Origin of the sequence: uncultured Megasphaera sp., from assembly GCF_958350005.1 — a bacterium.
GTDB lineage: Bacteria > Bacillota > Negativicutes > Veillonellales > Megasphaeraceae > Megasphaera.
The window spans coordinates 1-7,944 of the sequence record NZ_CATWFF010000095.1 but is presented as its reverse complement, the minus strand read 5'-3'; the positions used below and the strand labels follow the sequence as shown (position 1 = coordinate 7,944).

11 protein-coding genes are annotated in these 7,944 nt (G+C 51.6%); all 11 read left to right on the top strand.

The window, feature by feature from the left end; all coding sequences use genetic code 11:
• Positions 1–301: 301 nt before the first annotated feature.
• Genes Q3886_RS06705 through Q3886_RS06655 form a run of 11 tightly spaced genes read left to right on the top strand, consistent with a single transcriptional unit; the run spans position 302 to position 7,368 of the window.
• The gene (locus Q3886_RS06705; protein ID WP_301860482.1) at positions 302–1,432 is read left to right on the top strand and encodes a GspE/PulE family protein; all 1,131 of its coding nucleotides are present in this window, start codon (positions 302–304) and stop codon (positions 1,430–1,432) included.
• Complete coding sequence (locus Q3886_RS06700; protein WP_301860481.1) at positions 1,423–2,385, top strand: type IV pilus twitching motility protein PilT; 963 nt, start codon at positions 1,423–1,425, stop codon at positions 2,383–2,385. Before Q3886_RS06705 ends, Q3886_RS06700 begins: the two co-directional genes overlap by 10 nt.
• Positions 2,382–3,422, top strand: coding sequence for a type II secretion system F family protein (locus tag Q3886_RS06695; protein ID WP_301860479.1), 1,041 nt, complete (start codon positions 2,382–2,384; stop codon positions 3,420–3,422). The genes Q3886_RS06700 and Q3886_RS06695 overlap by 4 nt, the downstream gene beginning before the upstream one ends.
• Before the next feature lie 20 nt (positions 3,423–3,442).
• Positions 3,443–3,859 (top strand): competence type IV pilus major pilin ComGC, encoded by a 417-nt coding sequence (locus Q3886_RS06690; protein WP_301860476.1) that lies wholly within the window; start codon positions 3,443–3,445, stop codon positions 3,857–3,859.
• Positions 3,860–3,878: 19 nt separating this feature from the next.
• Positions 3,879–4,337 (top strand): prepilin peptidase, encoded by a 459-nt coding sequence (locus Q3886_RS06685; RefSeq protein ID WP_301860475.1) that lies wholly within the window; start codon positions 3,879–3,881, stop codon positions 4,335–4,337.
• Positions 4,298–4,777, top strand: a complete 480-nt coding sequence (locus tag Q3886_RS06680; RefSeq protein WP_301860474.1) for a Tfp pilus assembly protein FimT/FimU — start codon at positions 4,298–4,300, stop codon at positions 4,775–4,777. Before Q3886_RS06685 ends, Q3886_RS06680 begins: the two co-directional genes overlap by 40 nt.
• A complete protein-coding gene (locus Q3886_RS06675) occupies positions 4,725–5,117 on the top strand; it encodes a hypothetical protein (protein WP_301860472.1) in 393 nt (130 codons plus the stop codon). Before Q3886_RS06680 ends, Q3886_RS06675 begins: the two co-directional genes overlap by 53 nt.
• Positions 5,068–5,598, top strand: a complete 531-nt coding sequence (locus tag Q3886_RS06670; protein WP_301860470.1) for a hypothetical protein — start codon at positions 5,068–5,070, stop codon at positions 5,596–5,598. The genes Q3886_RS06675 and Q3886_RS06670 overlap by 50 nt, the downstream gene beginning before the upstream one ends.
• Positions 5,595–6,029, top strand: coding sequence for a hypothetical protein (locus Q3886_RS06665; protein ID WP_301860468.1), 435 nt, complete (start codon positions 5,595–5,597; stop codon positions 6,027–6,029). Before Q3886_RS06670 ends, Q3886_RS06665 begins: the two co-directional genes overlap by 4 nt.
• A 13-nt stretch (positions 6,030–6,042) precedes the next feature.
• Positions 6,043–6,816 (top strand): hypothetical protein, encoded by a 774-nt coding sequence (locus Q3886_RS06660; RefSeq protein ID WP_301860466.1) that lies wholly within the window; start codon positions 6,043–6,045, stop codon positions 6,814–6,816.
• A gap of 9 nt (positions 6,817–6,825) precedes the next feature.
• Positions 6,826–7,368 (top strand): PilN domain-containing protein, encoded by a 543-nt coding sequence (locus Q3886_RS06655; protein ID WP_301860464.1) that lies wholly within the window; start codon positions 6,826–6,828, stop codon positions 7,366–7,368.
• Positions 7,369–7,944: the final 576 nt, after the last annotated feature.

Sequence of the window (7,944 nt, the reverse complement as noted above, 5' to 3'; positions counted from 1 at the left end):
GCTATTGCCAAATAATTCAGCTCCCCATCAGGGGAGGATATAATCTCCCTTTTTACTCATACAATACAAACAAAACACCGGCCAGTGAGCGTGATGAACTCACTGGCCGGTGTTTTGCTGTTTCGGTCATTTTCCGCCAATTTCCTTCAACATCGTGCAATATTGGCTTACATGAGAGACAGATGAAGACAGTATTAACAAACGATGATAAATGACTTGTTCTGCATTAGAGAAAGATTAAACTTTTTCAGATGAAGAAAATCCTGTGGTATGATGGGTTCAGGGGAGAAAGGAGGACTATATGCAGGAATGGCAGACGTTGTTACGTCGGGGACAGGTGCAGGACATCGTAAAACTGCTGCTCGATCAGGCTGTACGCCATCGTGTCAGCGATATTCATATTGAGCCCATGGATCAGCATGTACGCGTGCGCCTGCGCCGTGACGGCGTTCTCCATACAGCAGGCCTGCTGGAGAAGGAACGGCTGGATATGGTAACGGCGCGGATAAAAATTATGGCCAGTATGGATGTTGCCAATAAGCGGCTCCCTCAGGACGGCCGTTTTGTATGGACCTGCAGTGATCATACGGTGGATATGCGAATCAGTACGATGCCCACCGTGCGGGGAGAAAAGACGGTCATCCGCCTGCTGGATGCACAGGGAATTCAGCTTGATCTGGACTGTCTGGGCATGGATCAGGCCGTAGTTGCGCTGCTGCGGGATCTTACAAGGCGCAAAAAAGGGCTGTTTCTGTATGGCGGGGCTACGGGCAGCGGCAAGACGACAACGCTCTATTCGGTCTTACGGGAACTGGACCGGCCGGAAATCAGCATTGCAACCCTGGAAGATCCTGTCGAATACAAGATAGACGGCATTTGTCAGAGCCAGATCCATGCCAAAGGAGGCCTGGTCTTTCAAAATGGCCTGCGGGCCCTTCTGCGTCAGGACCCGGATATTCTGGTCATCGGAGAAATACGGGATGCGGAAACAGCACAGATTGCTGTCCAGGCAGCTCTGACGGGACATGTCGTATTCAGTACGCTGCACATTTCCCAGGCTGCAGAAGCACCGCTGCGGCTTCTGGATATGGGCGTAGAGCCCTATCTGGTAGCTGACGCACTGCTGGGCATTACGTCGCAGCAGCTGGCCCGACGACGCTGTCCCCATTGTCAGGGCAGGCAGGGAGGCTGTGCACACTGCTTATACAGCGGCTATGACGGCCGGTTCTGTTTGTGTGAAGTAATACCTGTAAATGGCCATATGCGGCAGGGAATACGGCAGCGCGGCAGTACGGCAGCTCTGCAGGAAGCGGCACAGCAGGACGGCGCCATTCTGATGGATCATCTGGTTCGGCAGAGTCTGGCTTCCGGCATGACCGATAGGGCGGAAATCCGCCGCATTTACTATATGGGAGAAGGCCTATGGAACTGAACGATGTGCTGCAGGCCGCAGCAGACAGTGGGGCTACAGATGTGCATTTACAGGAAGGACGGCTGCCGCTGCTGCGAATCAGGCAGCGCCTGACGCCTTGGGGCCAGGATGCCGTCTGCAGGCAAGATATTCGGCAAATACTGCAGACACTGCAGCTGCCGGAGCCGTCTGAACGAGGAGACAGTGCTGCTGCTTTTTCCTGGAACGGAGGCATTCGCTGCCGCCTTCATGTCAGTGTAGAGCACGCCGGTTTTCACGCCGCTCTTCGCCTGTTGTATCCCCTTCATTTCCTGCCGCCAGACGCCGATGAAGCGCTCCTTCACCGCCTTGGCGGACTGAACGACGGCCTCGTATTGATATGCGGAGCTACAGGAAGCGGCAAGACGACGGCTCTCTGGCGTATTTTAAGCGATGTAAACGAACAAAGGCCATGCCACATTATTACCTTGGAAGATCCTATCGAATACGTCCTTGCCGGGCAGCAGGCCCTGATCAGTCAGCGTGAAGAGGGAACGCATTTTTTCGGTTTTGCCGATGCTGTCCGGGATGCCCTGCGCCAGGATCCGGATATTCTGCTGATTGGAGAAATGCGGGATAAAGAGACGATGAGTGCGGCCCTGGCTGCGGCAGAAACGGGACATCTCGTGTTTGCCACGCTGCACACCCGTTCGGCGGCGCAGGCTATCAGCCGTCTGACTGGCTCTTATGACGGAGAAGAACAAAACGAAATACGAAATCGGCTGGCCCTGGTTATGCAGGCGATTTTAGCGCAGCAGCGGCGATGCGATGAACAGGGAACGTATATTTTGCGGGAGATTTTATTACATACGCCGGCAGTGGCCCAGCTTATTCGGACCGGGTGTGAGCATCAGCTGACGACGGTCATGCAGACAGGAGGTGCCTTGGGAATGCGAACGATGGAGCAGGCTGTACAGGCATATCGGCAGCGATGAAGACCTATTCCTCAGCAGAGTTGTCCTTTATTTTTTATCAGCTCGGCACAATGATACAGGCTGGGATACCGCTCATACAGGCCTGGCGGCTGCTGTTTCACGATATGGGCGATGTAAAGAAATACCGCCGCATCGAGGGAGCGGCCAAACTGATGGAAGGAGGGCTGTCTCCGTCAGAGGCGATGGGAAGAACGGGATTATTTCCATCCTTGGCCTGCCATGTGATCCGGGCCGGGGAACATTCCGGGGCTATGGAAACGATGCTGCGCCTGCTGGGTGACTATTATGAAAAAAATGCCAGGCAGCGGCGAAAGTTGATTCAGGCCGTTTCGTATCCCATCTTTTTGCTGGCTTGTTCAGGACTGCTGTGTATGGGATCAGTCGTATTTATTCTCCCTGTATTTGAAGAAATGTTTCAGCAAATGGCTGTGCCTTTGCCCAGGGCGACCCAGCTGATTCTGTCAGCTGTTCAATGGCTGCAGCAATATGGCCTTCTGCTGGCCGCTGCTGCTGTCGGAAGTACAGCGGCCCTGGGACTGGCCCTTCGCAATCAGGATGTCTGTATCAGGCTGGAACAGTATATCCTGCGTATTTCATGGATACGAAACATCTGCATTACTGTTTGCTGGGAGAAATTCAGCCGTATTTTAGCTGTCCAGATTGGCAGTGGAATTCCTATCTTACAGGCTTTAGATGACAGTGCTGCTGCTGTTCCCAGTTTGTGGTTCCGCAATCAGGTGCGTCAGACAAGGCGGCGTCTGGAAAAGGGGGTGTCGTTCAGCAGAGCCGTGAAACAGGGACGTTTTGGTACCTTGTATATTGAAACCATGCTGACTGTCGGAGAAGCGACAGGGCGGTATGAAGACGCACTGCAGCACATTGCTTCCTATTATGAATGGCAGATTTCCGGAGAAATGGCAAAAATACAGCGCTTTTTGGGCCCTGTCGTATTGCTGTTCGTCGGTATATGCACAGGAAGTGTGATCGTCTGCCTGCTGCTGCCAGTCTTAGATATGGCGACAGGTATTGTAATGTAATGAAAAGGAGTGATTGTAGTATGTTGACACGTATTCGGAATTGGGTTGTTGTATCTCGTAAGAAACAGGGCAGGAACGGTTTTTCCTTATTGGAAATGCTTATTGTCGTAAGTATTATCCTGATTCTCAGTTCCGTTGCCGTACCGCGGTTTACTGCAGCCAGCAAGACTGCCAAAATTGCCAAGATTGAAGCAGATTTGCATACCATCAGCAATGCAGCCGCCTTGTATGAGATCGACAAGGGTTCCTATCCGACTTCCATTGATGTACTGGCCGAAGAGGACAGTACGGGAAAAGCCTATCTCCAGTCAGTGCCCAAGCTTCCCGATAATTCCGATTATACTATCAGCGACAAAGGCGTAGTTTCCGGCAGCTTTGACGGCGTAACCTATGATTCTATTGGCACCCATCGCAAGGGAACGACCGATCAGCCGTAATGAAAAGGAGTGATGCTGCATGATGCCTGTACCGACGGATCTACTGTACAGTGCCTGGATTTCCATCCTTGCCTTTTGTACAGTAATTACACTGTATACCGATATTAAATGGTATTGGATTCCCTATGAACTCATCGGCATAGCAGCTGTTGTGAATATTGCTGCCTGGGCCGGAAACCTGGTGGGTCCCGATTGGTACATGGCAGGAGTCATAAGCATTGCCTTTTTGATCGCTGCCTGGGTGTTTCCAAAAGGATTGGGAGCAGGAGACGGGCTGCTGATTGCTGCGCTGTGCATAGGCTGTCAGGGCCAGACGGCCTATGTCATGGTTGTAACGGCTTTTGCGGCAGCCGCTGTGTTTGCCCTTATTCATACAGTATGGGCAGGAAAGGGGGTGATTCCCTTTGGCCCTTTTATTTGGGGAGGCTGGTGGACAGCATGGGGCGTTGGCGAAACGATTCTTTCCTGGATCGGGTAAGGAGAAATAATGGCTTTGTATCACTGACAGAATGTATGATTGTCCTCGTATTGCTGGGCCTCGTTGCAATGACGGTCATGCCTTCTTTGGTGTGGCATCCCCAGCGGCGTCAGGTTGATGTGCTGACGCGGGAACTGGCTATAGAACTGCAGCTCCTTCGTCAGCACGCACTGACCAATGGCCTGGCTCTCAACGATTCCCGGAGACTCCTGGTATACCGGCACCGGTATGTCATACAGCGTCAGTATATGGAGCAAAAGACCCGTACCTATCCTGACGGGGTTATCGTTCGCGTAAGTGACGAAGGCCGCAAGGAGTTTTCATTTAATCAAAAAGGAAGGCCGCGCTATGACATGGAAGTTATTATATCAGATTCGGATCGGACATATGAACGCAAAATTGTGGTGGCGGCGCAGACGGGACGCATACGGCTGGAATAAACGAAATGGACTGGCTTCAGCCGATGCACTGGCTGCTGTATCTGTAGGCCTGCTTCTCCTTCTGCCGGCCGCTTCTGCTGCGAAATATACTGTTTCGACGTATCGGCAGGCCCAGTTTTTGACTGGTGCCGCTTCCGTAGGGCGGACAGAAATGGAGCGGATTCAACAGCAGGAACAAGTGGGAGAATGGCAGCACGCTGCCTCGCACAATGGCCATACCTATTCGGTCCGAACAACGGCAGAGGAGCTGCGGGAATACAGAAAATATACAGTGGAGGTGATCTTGCCTGATGGAACGGTTCTTTTGTTTCGCCGCCTGGCGGCGCAGGCCCGGCCCTAATGGCTTTATCCTGCTGGACCTGTGCGTGGCAGCAGTACTCATGGCCCTGCTTCTGGCGGCTATGCTGCCGCTGACGGTACAGATTATCCGGACCTGCCGGGAAGGTGAAGCGTGGGAAGAACTGTCCCGGCAGGGAATGGTTCTGGAAGAAACGATATATGGAGACCTCCGCGTTTCTCATGGCCATCGGGTTACGAACAATACTATACGCTATTTGGATGAAGACAATCTGTCCAGTGGATTTTCCGTTGGCGGCAGTACAGTATACCGGATCATGAGCAATAACGTAATGCAGCCATTAACCGGCGGCGCCAAAGGAAGCAGCCGAATTCGCGTGCAGCCGCAGCCGGATATACCTTATTTTTCGCAGCATGGTGACGTACTGCAGGTACATATTGTGTTGTATGATACGGTAAGCGGCCAGACGTGGCCCTGCATACTGTACATTACACCGATGCAGACCTATTGGGGGACACAATGAAACGAAATGGATTTCTTACCTTATATATGCTGTGGCTGGGTGCGGTTGTCCTGGCCATTTCGCTGTCAGCTTCGTCTCTGGCAAATGCATATATCCGATCGGCCCGGCAGTATTGTACGGCAGTTCAGCTGGAATATGCAGCAGAAAGTATGGTGCTTGTTGGCTGGGATGAAATGGCCCGTCGTCCCTGGCAGGATGTGCCGGCCAGGAAAAACTGGGAAGCAGATGACCCATACGGCATCGTCTTTCCTGGCCAGCGCCTGGAAATGCAGTGTGTATCCTCGCCGTATCAACTGCCTTTTAACGGATTTCTTCGGGCATCGGTTATTTCCGATTCTCTCCAGCTGCGGCGCACCTGCGGGATTCAGTTTACTGTGCAGGCAGATGAAGAAGGGCACACACAGTATGTTATCCGGCAGGTAACCTATTAAGGAGGTGAATCCGTTGCAGACATTTCGACGGCGAAGCGTACGGATTTGGTTCGGTCTGCGGCAGGCCTGTATTGTAAAGATACAGCGGTCCTGGTTCGGCACTATACAGGAATGTCAGGCCTGTATCTATGACTATCCGGAAGAATGGAATCGAAGTGCTGACAGTACGTTCCATCATCTGCAGCAACTGGTCCGTATCTATTCACTGCAGCCTTACAGGGCCACTTTTATTGTAGGCGGTCCTTCTCTTCGCTGGAAACTGCTGGATATACCGGCAGAAAAACGGCGTGAAGCCCTTCAGATGGCAGACTGGGATGGAATCAGCAGTGGAGCTGTTTCCTGTGAACTGGATGTGCAGCGGCGGCGTAAACGTCTTCCCTCAGGCGGATATGAATGGATTGCTGCTGCCTATCCCAGTGATTCCATTCAATATCTGCTGGATGCCTGGCACCGTATCTGCTGTACCTGGCCGGAACGGATCGATGTACTTCCGGCAGTTGCCGGACGGTGGCATCGTGATTCGGGATCGCTGTATATCTGTGAACCTGGTCAGGTTCATGTTATGGTGATGGAAGATGGAGAAGTCATAACCTATCAATGCATAGAGACGCTCCCGCCAGAAGGGGCAGAACTGCTCCGGCAGCATGGCTGTAAGGAAGGGTCTGCCATTGTGTGGCTAAACGGAAATGGGTCGCGTTGGTCTTTGGAGGTTGGGTCACAGGCTTCCCGGAAACTGGCAGCGCAATGGGATCTTTCTCCGGCAGCGGCCATGGTGGCATCAGATTAGGAGGCACAGATGCGGTATAATCTTATTCCCGATGCGCAGCGGCAATCCTGGCAGACACGGCTCGCAGGCCTTCCGCTGGGGATTCTGTCAGGCCTGCTTTTTAGTATAAGCATTGGTGCTGTTGCCGCAGGGATGATATTTTCTTCGTTGGCAGCAGAGGAAAAACAACGGTATCAGGATCAGGCGTTTCCGGTACAGAAGCAGATCATCCGGCAAAATACGATAGAAAAGAAACTGCAGCAGACAGTCAAACAGATGGAGGAACACCAGAAAGAATACATTTCCTGGTCAGCCGTTCTGGTCATGCTAAGCGATACGAAACCGCCAGGTGTTATGGTAGAACGGCTGACAGCACAGAAACAGAATGTAATCCTTTCCGGATACACAGGCAGTCAGGGAGCGGAACAGAAGTGGCGGGACACACTGCGCCGTCATCCGCTGGTTCAGCGTGTATCTGTCAGTACCGGTAAAAAAACAGACCAGAATATGGCACCATTCAAACTGGAGGTAGAACTGCGGCATGGAGCTGCTGAAGAAGAAACCAACAAATAGACAAAAAGGAATAGCATGTCTGGTCCTGTTGATACTATGCCTGTGCAGTCTGGGATACAGTATATATTCGTACTCCTCCTGGAAAAACTGGAAAAGCTGTACGGAACAGACCCTTGCCTATGCGGCCCATGTAACTCCTCAAAATTATCGGGAAGAAGTGCTGCAGCAATGGAATAAGAAGGACCAGGACCGCATGACTGTCCTTACTGATTGTGCCCGGGAAGAAGGGATGCAGATCCTTTCTTTTCATGCATTGTTTCAGGACGCTGAAGGCTACGAAGCGGAGGTCTGCGGCTCCTATTATGGGGCTGTTTCCTTTCTTAACCGACTGGAATATGCGTTATTATTTTCACAAGTGCAGCTTATAAAAATGGAGAAAAAGGAGGAGAACCTTATCTTGCATATTCGCATATAAAATCATGAATCCTTTTAAGACTATCGTTTTTATCGGTATTACGTCGTACATGATGCCGGTAAAAACGATTTTTTTCGCTTTTATAAAATAAATGTCGGAATGGGCTGTTAAATGTCGGAATGGAGTAGACAAGAATGAATTTAATTGTTATTATATATACG